Here is a 19,936-nt window from a genome sequence, read left to right as displayed (position 1 = left end):
GATGTCGGCTCACGTGGTGCGCAAGGCGGCGGACATCCACTACCGCACGCCGCCCGAGTTCGTCGGCCGCAGCACCGGGTACGGCGGCGACGACGTGGTGAACGAAGCGGCCGGCGCGGTGCAGATGGGGTTCCGGGTGTCCCGGCTCGACCCCGGCGGATCCGTCGACACGCACGTGCACTCGTGGGAGGAGTCGATCTACGTGTCAGAGGGGTCCCTCACGGTGGACACCCCCGAAGGATCCGTCGCGATGGTGGCCGGCGACTACGGACTGTTGCCGGTGGGGGTCACCCACGCCTTCCGCAACACCTCGGACGCGCCGGTCTGGATCTCCGAGATGAAGGCCCCACTCCCGCGCGAGCGCTACGCGTTCGACACCCAGTTCCCCGAGCCGCTCCCAACCAGCCCGCCCCGCACGGTGGACGTCCGCGATCCACGCAACCGTCGCTTCGGCCACATCGACGCCGAGTCGATGGACCCGGCGAACCAGACGCAGGACCGCATGCAGGTCAGCGCCAGCATGCGCACCGCGCTGCTCGTCTACAGCGGCATCACGGTGAAGATGATGGTCGACTCCGACCTCGGCGCCGACCTCTCGACGATGTTCATGGTGCAGTACGAGCGCGGCGGGTTCGCCGGCGCGCACGACCACCCGCTCGAGGAGACCTACCAGATCCTCGACGGCGAGGTGGAGGCGTTCTTCGACGGCAACGCCTACCGCCTCGGGCCCGGTGACGTGGCCTGGGCCGGGGTCGGCTGCGTGCACGAGTTCCGCAACGTCGGCAGCGGCCGCGTGCGCTGGCTGGAGACCCAGGCTCCGCAGCCTCCGGGACGCCACTCGTACCGCTTCGCGAGGGACTGGAGCTACCTCGACGATCTGCTGGCGTCGGCGCATGCCGACCCCGGCCACGCCCACGGTCACCATCATCACCCGCACGGTGATCCGCCGAGCGAGGTGCGCCCGAGCGATGGGTAGCACGCTCATCAAGGGTGGCACCGTCCTGTCGCTCGATCGGGCGGTCGGCAACCACCTGACGGCCGACGTGTTGATCGACGACGGCGTCATCGCCGAGATCGGTCCGTCCCTGCGCGCCCGGGGAGCAGAGGTGATCGACGCCGGCGGGACGATCGTCATGCCCGGCTTCGTCGACGCCCATCACCGCGTGGCGCTCTCACTGCTGCGCAGCAGCGGGCTCGCCGACCGCGACGAGGGGGCGCTCTCCGCAGACGACGTCTACACCGGCACGCTCGTGGGCCTCCTGCAGGCGCTCACCGCCGGCGCGACCACGGTGGTCGACTGGAGCATCGGCGCGGATGACCCGGCGAGCCTCGCCGCGGCGCGGGCCGCCCACGTCGAGGCCGGTGTGCGCACGGTCCTGGTCGTGGACACCAGCCGGGGCGGCGACTCGCCGGGCCGCTCCGAGGCCCACCGCTCGCCGGACGTCGCTCCCGATGCGATCGACGCCATCGCCGCCGATTGGGCGCAGGCGAGGCGCCGCGGGTGCCGGATCCACGCCCGCGCCGGCACGGCGGCGGCCGATGTCGGGTCGGTGGCCGAGCTCGGTCGTCGGGGCCTGCTCGGCCCCGACATCACCCTGGCCCACTGCGTGCATCTCAGCGACGCCGACGTCGACGCCATCTCCTCGTCCTCGACCGCTGTGGTGCTCACGCCGGCGAGCGACATGGCGGCCGGCCGGGGCAACCCGCCGATGCAGCAGCTCATCGAGCGGGGCATCAGGCCCGGGCTCGGCGTCGGCGACGTCCGTCTCGCCCCCGGCGATGTCTTCGCCCAGATGCGCGCCGCGATCTCGGTGCAGCACGCCGTCCTGTTCGATCTCAAGCTGGCCGGCAAGGGCGGGATCCCCAACCTGCTCGGCACGCGCGACGTCATCCGCTACGCCACGGTGGACGGGGCGACAGCCGCTGGTCTCGGCGACGTGACCGGGTCGCTCACGCCGGGCCAGCGGGCAGACGTCGTCGTGCTGCGCGCCGACCGCCCCAACATCGCACCGGTCAACGACCCGATCGGGGCGGTGGTGTGGGGCATGGACACGTCGAACGTCGACTGGGTGTTCGTCGACGGGGTGGCGCGGGTCGCCAACGGCGAGTTGGTGGTCGATGCCGCCGACGTCCGGCTCCGCGCGTCGAGCGCCGCACGCCGTCTCGCCGGCGCCGCAGGGCTCGGAGCGATGGCATGAAGCCGTGGTCGACGTCGACGCTGCTGACGCGGTTCGTCGTCGCCTCCCGGTTCATGCCCGTGTACCTGGCGCTGATCGTGCTCGTCGTCGTCTGCGCCATCTGGGTGCCCGAGACGCTGAGCCCCGTGGCGCTCTCGGCGATCGCTCCGCTCGCCGCCCTCCTGGCGATCACGGCGATCGGTCAGATGCTCGTGATCATGACCGGCGGCATCGACCTGAGCACGCCGGGCACGTTGACGCTGTCCGCGATGATCGTCGCCGGTGTCGGCAAGCAGTCCGACGGCCGGATCTGGATCGCGATCGCGACGGCCATCGGTATCGCCGCCCTCATCGGTCTCGTCAACGGCATCCTCATCGGCGGACTCAAGCTCAACGCCCTGATCGTGACGCTGGCGTCGGGGCAGATCGTCGCCGGGATCGTCAGTCGTTACGTGAAGACGTTCCCCATCCAGAGCGCCGTGCCGCTCGGTCTCTCCGACTGGGCGTCGTCGAGGTTCCTCGGCATCAGCCCGATCTTCTGGATCGGCGCCGCGGTCACCGTGGCCAGCATCGTGATCCTTCGCTACACGACGATGGGCCGGCGCTTCCAGGTGGTCGGAGCCAACCCCGTCTCGTCGCAGGTCGTCGGCGTGCGGGTGACGTTGACGCAGACGATGGTGTACGTGGTCGCCGCCATGCTCTACGCCGTCGCCGGCATCGCCCTCGCCGGGCAGCTGCGCAACCCGGGAGTCAACATCGGCACGCCGTACCTGCTCGGCCCGATCGCCGCCGTCGTCATCGGCGGGGCGTCGCTGGCCGGCGGCCTCGCCAGCCCGCTCTCCACGTTCGCCGCGGCATTCTTCCTGACCGGGCTCAACCAGATGATGCGCTCGCTCGGCCTCGCCACGTCACTCCAGTTCCTGGTGTTCGGCCTGGTCATCATCGGCGGGATGTTGGTGTCGGGCGACCGCATCATCAAGGGCGTCGAGGCCGTCGCTCGAGAACGACGGCCGCCTGCGAGCGCCGGAGGCCTGCCGGGTCCGACAGGAGTCGGCACCGGTTGAGAGCGGTGGGGACGCGCCACACACAGACCAGCCACACACAGACCAGCCACACACAGACCAAAGGGGGAGACCATGGACATGAGGAGAATCCCGAAGGGGAGCATTTCGAGGAGGACCGGCGTCGCCGTGCTCGTCGCCATGGCGGCGGCCGTGCCCGCTGCCGTCGGCTCGGCATCGAGCCCACCCGGCTCGGGCGGCGGCGAGAGCCCGCTCGCCGCGTACGGCGAGGATCCGTCGGCGGCCGACCCGGCCCTCGTCGAGAAGGCCCTCGGTCCCGTCGAGCCGTCGGCCGCCGAGAGCTGGGACATCGTGCTCGCCGCCATCGCCCGGGCCGATCAGGACCTCGACCAGGCGACGATCGACAAGGCGATGGAGTGCTGGAGCAACCAGGAGTGCGACACCGGTTCGGGCGGTGAGCTGGTGATGGGGTACGCCGACGGCGGTGGAGACACCGTCAACGTCTGGCGGGGGGTGAGTCACATGGAGGCGATCCTCCAAGCGCTGACGTATCCGGAGATCGGAAGGATCGTCTCGACGGCAGCCGACTTCAATGCCGACCCCGAGGTGCACGCCAACGACATCAGGTTCCTCATCCAGAGTGGAGTCGACTTCATCGTCGGCTATCCCGACGTCGGCGTGGCGCTCGCTCCCGCCGTACTGGAGGCCGAGGCGGCCGGGATCCCGTACCTGTCGTTCTCGGCCGGCTACGTGGGATTGCCCGGTCAGGACGGCGCGCTCATGCCGGGCGAGGACTACACCAGCGTGATCGGCGAGGACCTGTGTGCCCTCGGCGACAGCTTCGCCGCGGTGCTCAACGAGGGCGTCGGTGAGGGCCAGGTCGGCATGCTCGGGGGGACGCCGGGCAACGCCTTGAGCCTCGGCTGGCAGCAGTGCACGGTCGCGGCACTCGGTGACGGGATCGAGCTCGTCAACCCGCCGGCCAACGAGAGCTCGACCACCGGCGACACGTATTGGGTCAACACGATGGCGCTCGACGCCGTGCGCGGTCTGCTCACGACGAACCCCGACATCAGGGGGTGGGCGTACGAGTACAGCGATGGGCTGTACACGGCCCTCCAGGCGTACGACGAGCTCAACATCCCGGTCGAGAACCTCACGATCGCCCTGCGAACGGACGAGCAGACCCTGTTCTGCGACTGGGTCGACCGCGCCGAGCCGAGCTACAACATCTGGTACTCCGCCGGTGGCAACTTCCAGTCCCGTGTCGGCGTCACCGCGGCGATGCTCGTGCTGCAAGGCGCGGCGGTGCCGGGCGAGGTGGTCGTGCCCCATGTGATGCGTCAGGTGACCGAGGCCGATTGCGATCCCGATCGCGTCAACCCGGTGGTGTCGGGCACCTCGCTGGCGCCCGACGCCGTGCTCGCGGCGATGTTCGCGGCGTGACCGGCGCCTGACCGAGCGATCGCAGGGACCCGGCGGTGACCGACGAGCTCGTGCTCGAACTGGCGGGAGTGTCCCGCCAGTTCGGCGCGGTCCGCGCCCTGCGGTCGGTGGACTTCGACTGCCGCGCCGGTGAGATCCACGCCCTCGTCGGCGAGAACGGCTCGGGGAAGTCGACGCTGCTCGGGGTGGCCTCGGGTTTCGTCGACCCCGACCGCGGCACGGTGCGCATCGGCGGCCGCCCGCTCACCCGGGACTCTCCGACGCTCGCCCGCCGGCTGGGGCTGGCCATGGCCTATCAGGACGGCTCCGCGGTCGCCGCCGAGCCGGTGAAGAACAACCTCTACGTGGCCGCGGGGAGGGGGTTGTCACATCGGCCGCCGTACCATCGCCGCAAGCAGTGGGCCCGCCAGGTGCTCGTCGATCTCGACCTCGACCTCGAGCTGTTCCCGGACGCTCCCGTCGGCTCGCTGTCGATGGCCGAGCGGCAGCTCTTCGAGGTGGCCAAGGCCCTCGTCACCGATCCCAAGGTGCTGCTCCTCGACGAGCCGACGACCGCACTCGGACCCGACGAGGTGGAGACGCTCCACCGCGCCGTGGTCGCGTGCGCGCGTCGCGGCGTCGGCGTGGTCTACGTCAGCCATCGCCTTCCCGAGGTGCTGGAGGTGGCGCATCGGATCACCGTGCTCCGCGACGGACAGACGCAGGGCACGTTCGACGCGGCGGGCACCACCGAGTCCGAACTGGTCGAGCGCATCGTCGGCCGGCCGTTCGAGGTCGCCTTCCCGACGGCTGACGAGATCTCGCCCGAGGCGGACGTGGCGCTCGACGTCGACGGCTTGCAGGGCCAGTCGTTCGGTCCCGTCAGCTTCGGGCTGCAGCGTGGCGAAGTGGTCGGCGTGGCCGGGGCCGAGGGCAACGGCCAGGCACAGCTCTTCGACTGCCTCGCCGGGCGGACTCCTCCCCGGGCCGGTCGCGTCACGTGCGCCGGCCGGGATCTCACGTTGATCTCGACCACCGAGGCGGTGCGGGCCGGGATCATGCTGCTCGCCGGCGACCGCAAGCGCGAGGCCCTGATGGGCGTGCTCGGCGTGCGCGTGAACGCGACCGTGCAGTCGCTGCGGCGCTTCAGTCGCTTCGGACTCCTGCGCCGTCGGGCCGAACGGGCCGCCGTCGAGCAGTTGATCGAGCGGCTCGAGATCCGCACGCCGTCGCTCGATCAGCCGGTCGAGTTCCTCTCGGGCGGCAACCAGCAGAAGGTGTCGATCGCCCGGACGTTCCTCACCGAGCCGGCGGTGATCCTCGCCTACGAACCGACCCAGGGCGTCGACGTCGGTTCCCGCCACGACATCTACCGCGCCCTGCGCGCCCGCGCCGCGGCCGGCGCGGCGATCCTCGTCAAGTCGAGCGACCCGATCGAGCTCTCCGGCCTCTGCGACCGCGTGTACGTGATGTCGCGCGGCACGATCGTCGAGGAGATCCCGGGCGACGAGCTCGACGAGGTGCGCATCGTCGAGGCGATCGTGCGGGGACCCGGCATGTCCAAGGCGGCGCGCTCGCCGCTCGGCGTCGCCATGCCGAAGTCCCCGGGCCGCCACGTCGACTCGCCGGAACCGTCCGTGTCGAGCGCGCGATGACGGTCGCCCTCGAACCCACCACCGTCGACCGCGCGCGGCGCTACACGCGCAAGGTCTTGCGCAACGCCCGGGACAAGAACGAGTGGCGCAAGGTGATCAAGGTCCGCCTGTGGATGCCCGTCGCCCTGCAGGTGCTGTTGATCGTCGCCCTGCTGCTCTACACCGAGGCCCGGTTCGACGGGTTCATCAATCGCGCCAACGTGACGACGATCCTGCTGCTGGCGATGCCCCTCGCCCTCGCCGCCATCGCCCAGACCCACGCCATCCTCGTCGGCTACCTCGACCTGTCGGTCGGGGCGATGATCAGCCTCGGCGTCGTGATCGGCTCGTTCCTGATCGGCGGCGACGCGTCGACCGGCGGGATCGTCGTCGGGGTCATCGTCGTCCTCGCCGCCGGTCTCGGCCTCGGCGTCGTCAACGCCGTGCTCGTCCGGGGCTTCAAGATCCCCTCGCTCATCGCCACGCTGGCCACGCTCAGCATCCTCGACGGCATCTCGCTGACCAAGCGACCGACCGCGCAGGGCGCGATCAGCGACGACCTGGTGACGTTCCTGCGCCGGAGCATCGGTCCCGTCCCCGTCGCCGTCCTGGTGATCGTCGCCGTGGCCGGGCTGCTCGACCTGTGGTTGCACGCCTCGGGCTCGGGCCTCGAGGTGCGCTCGGTCGGGTTCGACGAGCGGGCCGCCAAACGCGGCGGGATCCGCACCACCAACGTCAAGGTGCGGGCCCTGCTCCTGTCGGGCGTGCTCGCGGCGACCGCATCGCTGTTCGTCATGGCCCGCTCGCCGATCGGCAACGCCCAGATCGGCAGCTCGTTCGCCCTCAACAGCATCACTGCGGCCGTCCTCGGCGGCGCCGCCCTCACGGGCGGGCGGGCGACGTTCCTCGGCAGCACCGTCGCATCGGTGCTGCTCGCCCTCATCATCACGGCGCTGCCGTTCCTCGGTCTGTCGCCCACCGACGGGTCGATGGTGATCGGCATCCTCGTGGTGGTCGGCATCGTGCTGTTCCAGGTGGGCGACCTCAAGGAGCTGACCAAGCGCACCTTCCGGCGCGCCCGGCGCCTCGTCACCGGGAGCAAGGGTGCCGTCGCGGCCGAGCTGCCGACCTTCTACCCCGAGGGGACAGACTTCGCGGTCACGCCGACCGATCGCAAGCTCATCCGCGGCGGGCTCGTGCTGAGCCTCGACCCCGATGTCGAGCGACGGCTGGCAGGCCTCGATCGTTGCGACGTGCTGATCGACGGGTCCCGCATCGTCGCCGTCGGGCCCGACCTCGATGCCGACGCCGACGTGATCGACGCCACCGGCATGATCGTCATGCCCGGCTTCGTCGACAGCCACCGCCACATCTGGGAGGGCGTGCTGCGCAACATCGGCACCGACGTGCCGCTGGAAGGACGGGCGAGCTACATCTCTCACGTGCTGCACAAGCTGGCGCCGGCGTTCCGGCCCGAGGACGCCTACGTGGGGGACCTCGTCTCGGCGCTCGGCGCGCTCGACGCGGGCGTCACCACGTTGCTCGACTGGTCACACATCCAGGGCTCGCCCGAGCACACCGACGCCGTCGTGCAGGCGCTGCGCGACTCGGGGCTGCGCGCCGTCTTCGCCTACGGGTTCCCGTGGTGGGGCAAGTGGGAGGAGCGCCAGCCGAGCTGGTTCGTGCGGGCGGCCACCGAGCACTTCTCGTCATCGGATCAACTGCTGACCTTGGCCCTCGCCGCTCCGGGTCCCGAGTTCACCGACTTCGAGGTGACCCGCGATCACTGGAAGCTGGCGCGTGAGGCCGGGGCGCGGATCACGACCCACGTCGGTGTCGGCTCGTACGGCCTCGACGGCAAGCTCGAGCGCTTCGGGCGCGCCGGCCTGCTCGGTGCCGACACGACGTACATCCACTGCACCACGCTGAACGACACCGAGATCCAGATGATCGTCGACACCGGCGGCACCGTCTCGCTGGCCGCTCCGGTCGAGATGATGATGGGCCACGGCATGCCGCCGATCCAGAAGTTCCTCGACCGTGGGCTGGCGCCGAGCCTCAGTGTCGACGTCGAGACGAACGTGCCGAGTGACATGTTCAACCAGATGCGATCGGTGCTCGCCCTCCAGCGGTCGCTCGCCGCCGCCAGCGGCAAGGCGCCGATCACGGCGAAGGACGTGCTGCGCTACGCCACGATGGAGGGCGCACGGGCCAACGGCCTCGACACCAAGGTGGGGTCGCTGTCGCCCGGCAAGCAGGCGGACGTCATCATGCTGCGCACGGACCGGCTCAACGTGACACCGCTCGGCGATCCGGCCACGGCCGTGGTGACCAGCATGGACACGAGCAACGTCGACACCGTCTTGGTCGCCGGGCGAGTGATGAAACAGAGCGGGCGGCTGCTCCACGTCGACTGGCCCGCCGTCGCCCGCCGGGTGGCCGCGTCGCGCGACGCCGTGCTCTCCCGGTCGGGATTCAAGCCGCCGAAGCTCTAGAGCTGCGGCCGCGCTCGCGTCACATCAGCATCCAGCCACCGTCGATGGCGAGGTTGATGCCGTTCACGGACCGGTTCTCCAGCAGGAACACGGTGGCGTCCACGACGTCGGCCATCGTGACGAGGCGGCCCGTCGGTGTTCGCTGCAGCACGGCGTCGAGCGGCTTGTTCTCCCAGAACGGGCTGTCGCCGACGATGCCCGGATGGAGCGCGTTGAAGCGCACGGGCGCGAGCTCGATGGCGAGCGTGTGGATCAACGAGCTGATGCCGCCGTTGACCGTCGTGACAGTGGTCGAGCCGGGATAGGGCCGGTCCTTGGCCCGGCCCCCGAACAGCACGACCGAACTGTCGGCCGACAGGCGGTCGATCAGCGTGTGCACGACAGCCGTGTACCCGACGAGCTTCATCGTCGTGAGGTACACGGCGTCGGCCACGTGGTAGTCCCGGATGGGGTTGTTGTCGCGCGCGATCGACGCCAGCACGAGGCGGGACACGTCGCCGACGCCGCTCAGCGCGCCGGCGATCGTCTCCGGCTCGGCGAGGTCGAAGGCGATCGCGCCGACCCCCTCGCCGAGCTCGGCCGCCACCGCCTTCGTGCGTTCGGGGTCCCGCCCGGTGATCGTCACGTCGTGACCCTGCTCGTGGTAGTGCCGCGCGACCTCCTTGCCGAGCCCACCCGTGCCGCCGACGACCAGAACCGATCCGTTGCCCATCGCAGACCTCCCCCTGTGTGCATGCAGCTTAGTGCTGCGTCAGACAGCGTTCTGCCTGGTGAGAACGCTGGCCGAGCGGCCGCGAACTGTGACGTCTCGGTACCGATCTCTGCCTCGACAGCTCACAGTTCCCCGATTGGAACGCGCCCCGAGTGTCCGGTCCGGAGTCGTTCGGTCACCACAGCGCCGACGTCCCCCGCCCGCCCGACGTCGCCTACGGCTCGACGTGGGCCGCCAGGTTGGAAATGTCGGGTCCGCACCCAGCCGAGCGGCCACAGAGCGGCAGGTTGGGGGCCTCCTGCTCCGGCGCGTCGGGCACTGCCGCAGCCGGGCGCCGGCCGCCCTTGAACCAGAACGCCGATCCCGGTCTGCGGGCCTCGCGTCGCAGCGACCACAGCGTGCTCCTGCACACCGCCTCCTTGATCGGGGCGACGAGGCGACCGGTGGAGGACAGATCGATGGCGCGGTCGTCCTTGTGGGCGAACTGGACGATGCCCGATCGACGCCCGAGACTGACGCACGCACCGAACGATGCCTGGTCGATCACCGCCGGTGTGGTGCCGGCGACGCGGCTGAGGACGGTCTCGGCGGCCGTCATCCCGAGTGGGCCGGCCATCTGGCAGCTCATGCGCAACGGCACACCGGACGGAGACGCGGAGTCGCCCGCGGCCAGCACGCGGTCATCGTCGATGCTCGTCAGTGTCTCGTCGGTGAGGAGCCGCCCCACGTCGTCCGTCCGGAGCCCGCTCGCGGCGGCGAGGGCCGGGACCGCGAATCCCGCCGTCCAGATCGTCACTGACGTCGGGTGCTCGGAGCCGTCGGAGAGGACGACAGCGTCCGCCGTCACCTTGGTGACGGCCGGCGCCTCGAGGATGTGTACGCCAAGCTTGCGGAGCACCTTGGCGACAGATCGACGGCCCCGCGTGCTGAGGTACGGCCCGAGTTGCCCACCGCAGACCAATGTGACGCGATATCCGTTCTCGGCCAGCTCGGACGCCGTCTCGATGCCCGTCAGCCCGGCGCCGACGACGGTGATCGCGGCACCGGGGGGCAGGTCAGCGACTACAACGCGCAGGCGCCGGGCGTGCTCGAGCTCGGCCACCGGGTACGCGAACTCGCGGGCACCAGGGATCGATGCCGGTGGCTCGGCCGTGCTACCGACGGCGTAGATCACGAAGTCGTAGCTCAACGGCGCTCCGTACAAGAGCTCGACGACTCGGCGGTCGGTGTCGATACGGACGGCCGCGTCGACGATGAGCGCGATGCCGGCGCCGAGCAACTGGTCATAGTCGGCGACGGCGTCGTCGTTGCCGGCGACGAGTTGGTGCAAGGGGATGCGCTCGACGAACTCGGCGCGCGGATTGATCAGCGTGACGGCGATGTCCGCGCGCGTCCGGAGGCGATTGGCCGCCATCGTTCCGGCGTAGCCGCCGCCGAGGACGACGACGCGGGTGGACGCAGGGCGATCCGTCAAGTCTTCCAAGACCGGACGCAAGACGCCGATGTGACAGCAGTGGGTCAGAAGTGAGGCATCGCTGGAGCGCTCGGGTTCGCCTCGTCGAGGGCCGGATCGTCGGCCGGCAGCGTTCCGTCGAACCAGGGATCACGCTTCCAGTCCGGCACGGGCGGCGGCTGGTCGCCGCGCGGGACGAAGACCGACGGCTTGGAGTCGGCGTGCGTGTGGACGTAGCGGCGGCAGTTGGGGAACACGGCGCGTGTGCGCACGCGCACCACGAACAGCGCGCCGGGGTAGTCGGCCATCAGCGGGTCGTCGGGATCGATCGACGCGTCGCCGTTGAGTCGCAGCCGCGTGCCGTCCTCGAACGACATGAACAGCAGGCCCACGGACGGGTGCTCCACCATGTTGCCCGCCGTGAGGAACATCCCGTTGCCGTCGTAGAGCGGGAAGGCGATCGTCGACGAGTCGACGACCCGGACGAACCCGGGGTCGCCGCCCTTGTACGAGCACTGCGGCTGACCGACCGAGTCGGTCGTGGCGATGAAGAACATGTCACGCGCCTCGATGAAGTCCCGGAATCCGCTGAGATCATCTCCCGCGACGCCGGCCAGACGGTCGGCGAGGCGTCGCGTGTCGAAGCGATCCTGCAGCTGACGGTGTGAGTCCCCGTAGTCCATGCCGCCCCCTCTCGAAGTCTGGCGACCTTAGCCCTGCGCAGCGGGGGATTCGAGGGCTTTGGCGCCGTGATCGTCGTCACGGGTGGGGGAGCAGCTCGACGTTGAGCCACACCTCGTAGGGCAGCTGATCGAGGCGCTCACGGACGGCCGTTCTCACCTCGTGCTCCTGGAACACGGTGACGTCGGGTCGGACTCTGGCGTCGACCTCGACGTACAGCTTGGGACCGACCTTGGTCATCCTCACCTCGTGCTGATCGATGTCGAAGAGCCTGCGGACCTCGTCGATCGCCGCATGAACCCGGGCCTGCACGTCGGCCGATGGTGACCCTTCGAGCAGCTCGACGACGGCGTCGCGGACCATCCGCACCGGGATGCGGACGAACGCGACGCACGTGATCAGCACCATCGCCGGATCGAGGTATGCCGCGGCGCCGTCCCATCGTGAGTCGAGCAGGAGCAGCATGATCGTGAAGCCGACGACCATCCCGACGCCGCGCATCGCCCCGAGGCCCCACGCGGCCGCTTCGGCGGTGAGGAGATCGGAGTGCTCCGCTCGCCGACGGAGCCAGCGCCAGGTCACCAGCGACGCCGCCGTGGCGATGGCTCCGTAGAGGATCGCCCAGCCTGGTGTGATGTCGCTGCCGCCGGCACGCAGTGTGTAAACACCTTCGACGGCGGCATACGCAAGCGTCGCGGCGAGGACGAGACCTTGAATTCCGATCACCAGCGGCGTCGCCGCGTGCCGTCCGTAGTGGAAGTCCGTCGTCGGGCCTTGCTCAGCCAGGCTCGAGGCCCGGATGAGCAGCCACGACAGCACGATGCCGATGAATCCGTAGGCGCCGTCGAGCAGGATCATCTGCGAGCCGGCGGTGATGCCCCAGACGATGCCGAGGATGCTCAACGCCGCGGTCACCACGATCGACACGCGTAGCGCCGACCGTTCGCGCTGGGCCCGCGGTGCAGCCTCGATCACAGCAGCAGCTCCCCGGCCACGTAGCTGACCGCCATCGTCAGCACGCCCACGACGAGGGTTCGCGCCAACATCCGGCGGGTGATCAGCTGCCCGGTCCGTGACCACAGCAGCGACGACAGGATCAGGGTGATCGCCACCGCTCCAAGGATCGCCCAGGCCTCGATGGCCACGGGGGCGAAGTACGTGATCAGCAGCGGGACGAGCGCACCGAGCATGTAGGCGACTCCGGCACCGACGCCGAACCACAGCGGGAACGTCGCCGGAACCGGCTCCTCGAAGTCGTACTCCCATTCGAGCTGGGCGGCCAGGGCGTCGCGCTCGGTCAGCTGCCGAGCGACCTCCCTGGCCGTCTCGGGGGTGAGGCCCCGCCCTTCCCAATAGCGAGCCAGCTCCTCCAGCTCAACGTTGGCATCGATGCTCCACGACCGGTGCGTCGATGCGTCGCCCAGGCGCGCTCGCAGGTCCGCCCACGGCCCTGCCATCGAACTCCACGACATCGCGACCCCCGAACGTCTTCGCAGAGAGTACGGCGCGCAGCCCACCGTCCGACGGACCACCACTCTGGAGCCGAGCTCGTCAGCGGGCGTTCTGGACGTCTTCGGTGTGGACTCAGTTCGCTGCGGATACCCTAGGGGGTATGTGCAGACAGGTGACGTGCCGGAGATGTGGGAAGGCGACATGGGCAGGATGCGGCGCCCATGTCGAGCAGGTGCTCGGACACCTCGCGCCCGAGGACCGCTGTGACTGCGCGTCGGCGCGGGCGACCGCCGGCGACTCCCGGTCGTCAAGCTGGTGGCAGCGCCTGCGCGGGCGTTGAGCGTCGGTGCGCCTTGGCGGGTCGGCCGCCGGCGCTGACGGAATACGCCACGCCCACCGCTCGTTATACCCCCATAGGTATCTGATCAACATCGAAGAAGGAGTACCTCGTGACAACCGTCAACCTCACCGAGGCTGAGTTCGAAGCAACAGTGCGTGCCGAAGGCATCGTGCTCATCGATTGGTGGGCGTCCTGGTGCGGCCCGTGCCGCATGTTCGCTCCGGTGTTCGAGGCGGCCAGCGAACAGCACCCGGATGTCGTGTTCGCCAAGGTGGACACGGAGAAGGAGCAGGGCCTGGCGGCTGCCGCGGGGATCATGTCGATCCCCACGCTCATGGCCTTCCGCGACGGGGTGCTCGTCTTCTCGCAGCCTGGCGCCCTGCCTGCTGCCGCGCTGGAGCAGGTCATCGCCGCCGTGCGGGACCTCGACATGGACGAGGTGCACCGGCAGCTCGAGGAGCGGCGCACGGCGCAGTCCGCGTGAGCGACACCACGGTGGTCCCGCCGACCGGCGGGACCACCGCGCTGGACGGGGTCACCGCCGGGCACGCCGAGCGTGGCTGTTGCCGTGCATCGGGCCGAGCGGCTGCTCGCCATGTCGGCCGCCCATGCCGCTGCCGGCATGCGGTCCCATGATCTCTCCGAAGTTGTCCTCCATCGCGTCGTGGAGGCGGGTACGCAGCTCGTCTCGGAGCTCGTCCGGGTCCGTCACGCCCTCCTGCTCGAGCTGATCGAGGATCTCGGCACGGAGCTGGTCACGGACCGCCCAGTGCTCCTCCCGCTGCTCGTCGGTGCAGATGGGGTTGGGCTCCGGCGGCGAGCTCTGCGCGACGGCGAGGCCCACAGGGACGAGGATCGCCGCGGCAACGGTGCCCGCCACGAGCGCCTTGTGCAGCTTCCGCATCGTTGGCACCTCCTTCCTTTCTCGTTCTGACAAGGTCATGGTGCGCCAGACGGATGAAGCGCGCAGCGTCGCGGCAGTGAAGCTTGGATGAAGCACGTCGGCGAGCTCACGTCGCGACGGGCGGGACCGCGGCCGGGAGCCGCAGCGTGAAGGTCGCGCCCCGACCCGGTCCCTCGGAGAACGCGACCACGTCGCCGCCGTGGGCCCGTGCGAGGGAGCGGGTGATGGCAAGACCGATGCCGCTGCCGCCGGGTGGCCGCGTGACGCCCTGCACCCGGTAGAAGCGCTCGAAGACACGCTCCACGTCGTGCGCCGCGAGCCCGATGCCGGTGTCGGTGACGGTCACCGTCGCGGTCGTCGCGTCGGCGCCCACCTCGACGGTGACACGCCCGCCGGCGGGCGTGTACGTCAGCGCGTTCGAGACGAGGTTGCCGACTGCCTGGACGAGTCGGTCACGGTCGCCGCGCACCATTGCCGGCTGGCCCGCGAGGCGAAGGTCCACGCCCTGCTCCACGGCGCGACGGCGGAACGAGTTGACGACCGCAGCGGCCAGCTCGTGCATGTCCACCGGCGCGTCCGAGAACGTCAGGCGACCCTCGTCGGCGTTCGACAACGCGCTCAGGTCACCGGCCAGACGCTGGAGGCGGTCGACCTCGGACAGCATCGCGGTGAGGACAGCGCGTTCGGGCGCGATGACGCCGTCGAGCATCCCCTCGGCATAGCCACGGATGGTCGTGAGCGGGCTGCGGAGCTCGTGCGCGACGTCGCCGACGAGCTCGGCGCGACGCTGTTCGGTGTCGGCGAGCGTACGCGCCAAGAAGTTGAGATCTTCGGCGAGCGCAGCGAGCTCGGCTTCGGCGGGCGGGTCGATGCGCCCGTCGTAGTGGCCGGCCGCGAGGCGTCGCGTCGCGGCGCGCACGCGCTCGATCGGGCGGAGGATCTGGCGGGCGACGACCGCCGCGATCACCGCGGCGGTGGCGAGGCTGGCGACGAGTGCGACGAGGAGCGCCCGATCGAGCGATGCGACGAGGGCGTCGTGCGTGGCGTGCCCGGGATGGTCGCGTCCGGAGCCGAGCCCGGCGCCCATCCGGTCGTCGAACATGCGAGGGACCAGCAGCCGAATCGTGACGAGGAGCACGATGGCACCGGCGCCCGCGACCGCGGCGTAGGAGATGAACAGCCGCGTGCCGAGGCGCCGCCACCAGCTCACGCCGGGGCTGCCACGAACTTGTAGCCGACGCCGCGCACCGTGGCGACGATCGAGGGCGCCGAGGCGTCGTCGCCGAGCGCGCGGCGAAGGTTGCGGATGTGGACATCCACGACTCGGTCGTCGCCGACGTAGTCCCAACCCCACACCTGCTCGAGCAGTTGGCGGCGGGTGTACACCCGCCCGGGTGATGTGGCGAGGGCGACGAGCAGATCGAACTCCAGCGCCGTGAGGTCGACGGCTTCCCCGTCTCTCCGCACCTCCCGCCGCGCTGAGTCGATCACCAGCCCGGCGAACGACATCGTCTCGTGGTGGTTCGACGGCGGGGCGTCGCGCTGGCGGCGCAGGACGGCGCGAACGCGGGCGACCACCTCCCTGGGGCTGAAGGGCTTGGTGATGTAGTCGTCCGCGCCGATCGACAACCCGACCAGCTTGTCGAGCTCTTCGGCCTTGGCGGTGAGCAGGATGACGAAGACATCGGAGGTCGCGCGCATCCGACGCAGCACCTCGAGGCCGTCGATCCCGGGCATCATCACGTCGAGGATCACCAGGTCTGGGCACCCGCGCTCGAGCTGGCGCAGCGCATCGTCGCCGTCGGCGGCCTCTGTGACCTCGAACCCTTCGGCGGTGAGATAGCGGCGCACGATGTCACGAATCGTCGCCTCGTCGTCGACGATGAGCACGCGTGAGGCTCGCATCACCGGTCCGTCGTCATGGCTGCGCCGTGTCGCCGCGTCCGCGCCGGCGTCAACCGCGGGCACATGACGCGCCGAGTGCACGGCGATCGCCCGTCCCTGGGCTGCCGTCGAGGTGGTAGTCGCCGGTGGTCGAGTCTTGGCGGTAGGTGACCGGTGCCGGCCGCCCCGATGCGATGTCGGCCACCGCGGCGGCGAAGCGATCGATGTCCGCCAGCGAGGTGGAGATCCCGGCGCTGGCTCGGACCGCGCCGGGCATGGCGTGGCGGTCTCCGTGCCGGACGGCGTCCCAGTGCGCAGCGATCGCCTGTGGGTCCAGGCCGAGCAGGCGGACGAGGTAGGGATGGGCGCAGAAGCAGCCGTGGCGGACGCCGATGGCGTGCTCGTTGCTGAGCCGGGCGGCGACGAGTGCGTGCGGCACACCTGCGACGGTGAACGTGGCGAGTGGCAGCGCGGCGTCGGGGAGGTCGGGGCCGAGCACGGTCACGCCGGGGATCTCGGTGAGCGCGACGTGCAGACGGCGTTGGATCGCCCGGTCGTGCGTGGCGATCGCGTCCCAGCCGATGCCGCCGAGCGCGTCGATGGCGGCGTGGAGGGCGACGGCGCCGATCACGTTCGGCGAGCCGGCCTCCTCCCGGTCGGGTGGATCGGTCCACGCCACCTCGTCGAGACCGACGAGGTCGACGGCGCCGCCGCCGGCAAGGAAGGGATCGCCGTCGGTGAACGCGGCGCGAGGACCGACCAGGACGCCGGCGCCGAACGGCGCATACATCTTGTGACCGCTCCAGGCGACGAAATCGGCGCCAGACGGGAGCGGCCGGTGCGCGGCGAGCTGGGCGGCATCGACGAGCACGGGCACGTGGCGTTCGTGGGCGGCGTCGATGATCGCGTCGATCGGTGGTATCCATCCGGTGACGTTCGACGCGGCGGTGATCGCGAGCAGCCGAGGTCGCGCGGCGTCATCGAGGGCGGCGGTGACGTCCTCGATGGTGAAGGTGCCGCGTCGGTCGCACTCCACGTACCGGCGTCGGCACAGACGAGCCCACGGGAGGAGGTTGGCGTGGTGCTCGGCGACGGTCGTCACGACGACGTCGTCGGTCTCGAGGCGGAGGCGGTAGGCGAGGTGGTTGATGGCTTCGGTCGTGTTGCGGCAGATGATCGCCACGTCGTCGCCGCCGGCTGGGCGTCCGGCGAAGCACAGCGCCGCCGTGCGGGCGGCCTCGTACGCGTTCGTCGAGCGCTGCGACTTGAGGCCGGCGCCGCGGTGGACGCTCGAGTACCAGGGGAGGAACTCCTGGACGGCCTGTGCCACCGCGGGCAGCGCACTGGTCGAGGCCGCCGCGTCGAGGCTCAGGTACGGGCGTTCCCGACCGTCGATGCAGGCGCTGGGTAGACCGTCGCCTACCAGGGCGGCAAGGCCGGCTCGTGTGGTGAGCTCAGTCGTCATGGGTGGTCGCGATCGCCGATCAAGGGAGGTTGACGTAGCCGTGCTGCGCCTTCCACAGGAAGTACTTCTCGAACGCGAGCTTCATGAGGTGGTTCTGCGGCCCGGGGATCAGCACGCCGTGCTTCCGTGGCGGCAGCATCTTGTCTGCGAGGATGAGCACGCCGTTGTTGCCGGCGTCCATCACGCAGACCGCCGGGATCTCACCGAACGACTTGTGGACATTCGGCGCCTCCCCATTGATCTGGGCGACGATGTTCTTCGCCGCGACGTGCGCCTGCTGCTCGGTCGGCAGGCCGGTCTTGGGGATGCCGACCGCGTGCGCGGTCTGCCACGGCGCGGCCACCGCGGCCGCGATGCCGACCGCGTAGACGTCGTCGTACGGCTCGGTCTGGTAGGTGTCGCGGACCTTGACGTAGCCCTTCGCGTCGGCGATGTCGGTCGCTTTGGCGATCACCGGCTGGCCGAGGAACGGCGGGATGATCATGGCGTAGGCGAAGTCGATGCCCGTGCCGTCGGCGAGCACGACGCGACCGTCGTCGACGTGGCCGATGGCGGTGTCGACGACGGATGCGATGTGCTCCTTCCGCATGAACATCCCGAGCAGCGTCTCGCCGTGAGGGAGGCCGCCGATGCCGAAGTGCCCGAGCACCGGTTCCGGTGTGACGTACGTGAGCTTGACCTTGCTCTTGAGCCCTGCCTTGCGCAGCTGGTGGGACACGTTGAAGAGGTACTCGTACGCGGCGCCGAAGCAGCCGGCACCCTCGACGGCACCGACCACGACGTCGCCCGGCTCGTCGAGGAACTGCCACCACGCGCGACCGGCCCGCTCGGCGTCCGCCAGGGTCGTGATCGTGTGGGCGTTGCCGCCCGGTCCGATCCCCTCGACGGCGTCGAAGTCGTTGCGGTAGCCCGTGGCGATCACGAGGTAGTCGTAGTCGTAGGCGCCAGCGGTCGTCTCGACCTTCTTCGATCGGAGGTCGAGCTCGGTCGCTTCGGCGTGGACGAAGTCGATGCCGTGGCTGTCGAACGTCGGGGCGAGCGGGAACGTGATGTCGGCTGCGGTGCGCTTGCCGAACGGCAGCCAGATCAACGACGGGTTGAAGAGGAAGCGGTCCGAGGCCGACACGACCCGGACGTCGACGTCACCGTGCAGTTCGTGCTGCACGGCCAGCGCGGCCGTGAGCCCGCCGAAGTTGCCGCCGAGAACCAACACCTTCTTGCGCGTCATCGCACGCTCCTGTCCGTCGTCGTCACCTGTGTTGTACGCCTCGATCCGGCGGAGCGACAGGGACCTTGGCCCCTTTTGGCCGGGGCGCTACAGGAACGGAGAAGGGAAGGTCCCGACGGGCGTCCTCGATACCGGAATCATGAGGCGACGAACTCGCGGACGATCGCGGCGACCATCGGCGCGTCGGACTTGTGGGCGAAGTGGCCGTGCCCGTCGAGGACTCGGATCCTCGCGTCGGGGATCGCCGTTGCGGCTCGCTGCGTGGCCCCGACGATGTCGGCGACACTCTCTGAACCCGTGAGCAGCAGTGTCGGCGCCGCGATGCTGTCGAACTGTCGGCGACGGTATGTCCAGTCTCGCTCGACCCGACACTCGCGCGGCACGGTGGGCGCGGCCGCCAGCCGCACGGGCCACAGCGGGTCGGCGCGAAGCGCGTCCACATCCTCGGCGGTCATCTCGAGGATGTCGGTGAGCACGGTTGCGATCACCGCGTCGTGGTCGCCATGGGCGAGCGCGGTCTCGACGCGCTCGATCGAGCCGGGTGGGTAGGACAGGCCGAGGCTCGGCTCGTACACGACGAGGTGGCTGATGTTGCCGGTACGGGCGGCGCCACCGATCGCACAGTTGGCCCCGTAGGAATGGCCCCACAACACGACCGGCCCGCCCGTGCGCGCCGCCACGGCATCGACCACGGCGGCGACGTCCGCGAAGTCGAGCTCGATCGTGTAGTCGTCGACATCGGGGGTGTCGCCGAAGCCGCGGCGATCCATCGCGTAGGTGGTGAAGTGGTCGGCGAGCACGGCGACGAACGAATCGAACGTCGTGTGGTCGGCGATCGAGCCGTGGACCATCACGAACGCCGGTCCACGGCCAGTGATCCACACGGCGATCGGTGTGCCGTCGACGGCGGTGACGTCGAGTCGGTCGGTCACCATCGGAGTGCCCCCGGTGGGAACGATTCCTCGAGGAGGCCGACGGCGTCCTCGGCTCGGCTGTCGGGTCCCGTGTCGGCGGTCTCGTCGTACAGGTCCACACCGTTCAGCTGCGCAGTCGCCATGGTCGCT

The 19,936-nt window shown here is 70.2% G+C and carries 19 protein-coding genes; 7 read left to right on the top strand and 12 right to left on the bottom strand.

The features are described from left to right. The first annotated feature begins 1 nt into the window (after position 1). The 6 genes from DN771_RS20355 to DN771_RS29700 all read left to right on the top strand — a co-directional run bounded on the left by DN771_RS20355 (position 2) and on the right by DN771_RS29700 (position 8,753). Positions 2 to 976: a cupin domain-containing protein gene (locus DN771_RS20355; protein ID WP_116999396.1), complete on the top strand. Its 975-nt coding sequence runs from the start codon at positions 2 to 4 to the stop codon at positions 974 to 976. Continuing rightward, positions 969 to 2,198, top strand: coding sequence for an amidohydrolase family protein (locus DN771_RS20350; protein WP_162942187.1), 1,230 nt, complete (start codon positions 969 to 971; stop codon positions 2,196 to 2,198). Before DN771_RS20355 ends, DN771_RS20350 begins: the two co-directional genes overlap by 8 nt. Beyond that, positions 2,195 to 3,241: an ABC transporter permease gene (locus tag DN771_RS20345; protein WP_116999394.1), complete on the top strand. Its 1,047-nt coding sequence runs from the start codon at positions 2,195 to 2,197 to the stop codon at positions 3,239 to 3,241. The genes DN771_RS20350 and DN771_RS20345 overlap by 4 nt, the downstream gene beginning before the upstream one ends. Positions 3,242 to 3,319: 78 nt before the next feature. Further along, entirely contained in the window at positions 3,320 to 4,645 is a 1,326-nt protein-coding gene (locus DN771_RS20340; RefSeq protein ID WP_162942186.1) for a substrate-binding domain-containing protein, read from the top strand. Between the two features lie 35 nt (positions 4,646 to 4,680). After that, positions 4,681 to 6,279 carry a sugar ABC transporter ATP-binding protein gene (locus DN771_RS20335; RefSeq protein WP_116999392.1) on the top strand — a complete coding sequence of 533 codons (1,599 nt, stop codon included), beginning with the start codon at positions 4,681 to 4,683 and terminating at the stop codon, positions 6,277 to 6,279. Beyond that, positions 6,276 to 8,753 (top strand): amidohydrolase family protein, encoded by a 2,478-nt coding sequence (locus DN771_RS29700; RefSeq protein WP_162942185.1) that lies wholly within the window; start codon positions 6,276 to 6,278, stop codon positions 8,751 to 8,753. The genes DN771_RS20335 and DN771_RS29700 overlap by 4 nt, the downstream gene beginning before the upstream one ends. Positions 8,754 to 8,772: 19 nt before the next feature. On the opposite strand, the gene DN771_RS20325 is transcribed toward DN771_RS29700, so the two are convergent. The 5 genes from DN771_RS20325 to DN771_RS20305 all read right to left on the bottom strand — a co-directional run bounded on the left by DN771_RS20325 (position 8,773) and on the right by DN771_RS20305 (position 13,056). Then, complete coding sequence (locus tag DN771_RS20325; protein ID WP_116999391.1) at positions 8,773 to 9,465, bottom strand: SDR family oxidoreductase; 693 nt, start codon at positions 9,463 to 9,465, stop codon at positions 8,773 to 8,775. Positions 9,466 to 9,679: 214 nt separating this feature from the next. Further along, positions 9,680 to 10,939 carry an NAD(P)/FAD-dependent oxidoreductase gene (locus DN771_RS20320; protein WP_116999390.1) on the bottom strand — a complete coding sequence of 420 codons (1,260 nt, stop codon included), beginning with the start codon at positions 10,937 to 10,939 and terminating at the stop codon, positions 9,680 to 9,682. 44 nt (positions 10,940 to 10,983) lie between these two features. After that, complete coding sequence (locus tag DN771_RS20315) at positions 10,984 to 11,601, bottom strand: pyridoxamine 5'-phosphate oxidase family protein (protein ID WP_116999389.1); 618 nt, start codon at positions 11,599 to 11,601, stop codon at positions 10,984 to 10,986. A 76-nt stretch (positions 11,602 to 11,677) separates the two neighbouring features. Next, on the bottom strand, positions 11,678 to 12,574 hold the full coding sequence (locus tag DN771_RS20310) for a cation efflux transmembrane domain-containing protein (protein WP_162942184.1): 897 nt from the start codon (positions 12,572 to 12,574) through the stop codon (positions 11,678 to 11,680). After that, entirely contained in the window at positions 12,571 to 13,056 is a 486-nt protein-coding gene (locus tag DN771_RS20305) for a VIT1/CCC1 transporter family protein (RefSeq protein ID WP_162942183.1), read from the bottom strand. Before DN771_RS20305 ends, DN771_RS20310 begins: the two co-directional genes overlap by 4 nt. 444 nt (positions 13,057 to 13,500) lie before the next feature. Between DN771_RS20305 and trxA the strand changes: the two genes are divergently transcribed. Then, a complete protein-coding gene (gene trxA, locus DN771_RS20300) occupies positions 13,501 to 13,875 on the top strand; it encodes a thioredoxin (RefSeq protein WP_116999386.1) in 375 nt (124 codons plus the stop codon). Positions 13,876 to 13,926: 51 nt separating this feature from the next. Here the strand turns inward: trxA and DN771_RS20295 are convergent, their stop codons facing one another. The 7 genes from DN771_RS20295 to DN771_RS30725 all read right to left on the bottom strand — a co-directional run bounded on the left by DN771_RS20295 (position 13,927) and on the right by DN771_RS30725 (position 19,929). Then, positions 13,927 to 14,295, bottom strand: coding sequence for a hypothetical protein (locus tag DN771_RS20295; protein ID WP_116999385.1), 369 nt, complete (start codon positions 14,293 to 14,295; stop codon positions 13,927 to 13,929). A gap of 106 nt (positions 14,296 to 14,401) precedes the next feature. Beyond that, on the bottom strand, positions 14,402 to 15,505 hold the full coding sequence (locus tag DN771_RS20290) for a sensor histidine kinase (protein ID WP_116999384.1): 1,104 nt from the start codon (positions 15,503 to 15,505) through the stop codon (positions 14,402 to 14,404). Continuing rightward, a complete protein-coding gene (locus DN771_RS20285; RefSeq protein WP_116999437.1) occupies positions 15,502 to 16,200 on the bottom strand; it encodes a response regulator transcription factor in 699 nt (232 codons plus the stop codon). The genes DN771_RS20290 and DN771_RS20285 overlap by 4 nt, the downstream gene beginning before the upstream one ends. A gap of 49 nt (positions 16,201 to 16,249) precedes the next feature. Further along, complete coding sequence (locus DN771_RS20280) at positions 16,250 to 17,644, bottom strand: aminotransferase class V-fold PLP-dependent enzyme (RefSeq protein WP_116999383.1); 1,395 nt, start codon at positions 17,642 to 17,644, stop codon at positions 16,250 to 16,252. 19 nt (positions 17,645 to 17,663) lie between these two features. Then, positions 17,664 to 18,872: an NAD(P)/FAD-dependent oxidoreductase gene (locus DN771_RS20275; protein ID WP_116999382.1), complete on the bottom strand. Its 1,209-nt coding sequence runs from the start codon at positions 18,870 to 18,872 to the stop codon at positions 17,664 to 17,666. 137 nt (positions 18,873 to 19,009) lie between these two features. Next, positions 19,010 to 19,807, bottom strand: coding sequence for an alpha/beta fold hydrolase (locus DN771_RS20270; RefSeq protein ID WP_116999381.1), 798 nt, complete (start codon positions 19,805 to 19,807; stop codon positions 19,010 to 19,012). After that, the gene (locus DN771_RS30725; RefSeq protein ID WP_276113923.1) at positions 19,801 to 19,929 is read right to left on the bottom strand and encodes a hypothetical protein; all 129 of its coding nucleotides are present in this window, start codon (positions 19,927 to 19,929) and stop codon (positions 19,801 to 19,803) included. The genes DN771_RS20270 and DN771_RS30725 overlap by 7 nt, the downstream gene beginning before the upstream one ends. Between the last annotated feature and the right edge of the window lie 7 nt (positions 19,930 to 19,936).

The organism is Desertimonas flava (assembly GCF_003426815.1).
Classification (GTDB): Bacteria; Actinomycetota; Acidimicrobiia; order Acidimicrobiales; family Ilumatobacteraceae; genus Desertimonas; species Desertimonas flava.
This window is presented reverse-complemented; position numbering and strand designations above follow the sequence as displayed.